Raw genomic sequence first — 940 nt, 5'->3', positions numbered from 1 at the left:
GCCTGCGCGGCAAGGCCGGCTGGGGCGAGAACATGGCGTACGTGTCGACGGTCGTGAACACGTTCGGCGGGCGCTGGTTCGACGAGAACTGGAATGCGCAGCTCACGTCGCCCGAATGGAAGAAGGCGATCAATTTCTACGTGAACCTGCTGAAGAAGAACGGCCCGCCGGGCGCGAGCTCGAACGGCTTCAACGAGAACCTGACGCTGACCGCGTCGGGCAAGTGCGCGATGTGGATCGACGCGACGGTCGCGGCCGGGATGTTGTACAACAAGCAGCAGTCGCAGGTGGCCGACAAGATCGGCTTCGCGGCCGCGCCGGTCGCCGCGACGCCGAAGGGGTCGCACTGGCTGTGGGCGTGGGCGCTGGCCGTGCCGAAGACGTCGAAGCAGCAGGACGCCGCGCGCAAGTTCATCGCGTGGGCGACGTCGAAGCAGTACATCGAGATGGTTGGCAAGGACGAAGGCTGGGCGTCGGTGCCGCCGGGCACGCGCACGTCGACGTATCAGCGGGCCGAGTACAAGGCCGCCGCGCCGTTCTCCGACTTCGTGCTGAAGGCGATCGAGACGGCCGATCCGAACGATCCGTCGCTGAAGAAGGTGCCGTACACGGGCGTGCAGTACGTCGGGATTCCTGAATTCCAGTCGTTCGGCACGGTGGTCGGCCAGTCGATCGCGGGCGCGGTCGCGGGCCAGATGTCGGTCGACCAGGCGCTCGCCGCGGGCCAGGCCGCCGCCGATCGCGCAGTGCGGCAGGCCGGCTACAAGAAGTAACGCGCAAGCCGTCGCGCGGCCCGCATCGTGCGCCGTGGCACACGGCGCGGGCCGGCGAGGCCGACAGGCGGGCAGGCCGTTCGCGCCCGCGCATCAACCGGAGGGACTCCGTCATGCGTCATCTGCGTCTTCCCCTGAGTCACGCTCACGCGCCGTCGGTCGGCGAC

Annotated in this window: 1 protein-coding gene; it reads left to right on the top strand. The window is 68.7% G+C overall.

Annotated elements, in window-relative coordinates; genetic code table 11:
* A partial coding sequence (locus A9Z05_RS05445; RefSeq protein WP_141723362.1) for an extracellular solute-binding protein occupies nt 1–773 on the top strand: 773 nt, incomplete at its 5' end.
* Between the last annotated feature and the right edge of the window lie 167 nt (nt 774–940).

Origin of the sequence: Burkholderia sp. A2 (assembly GCF_001729305.1) — a bacterium.
GTDB classification, from domain to species: Bacteria; Pseudomonadota; Gammaproteobacteria; order Burkholderiales; family Burkholderiaceae; genus Burkholderia; species Burkholderia sola.
Note: the sequence above shows the minus strand (reverse complement) of the source record. Positions and strands in the feature narration are given on the sequence as shown.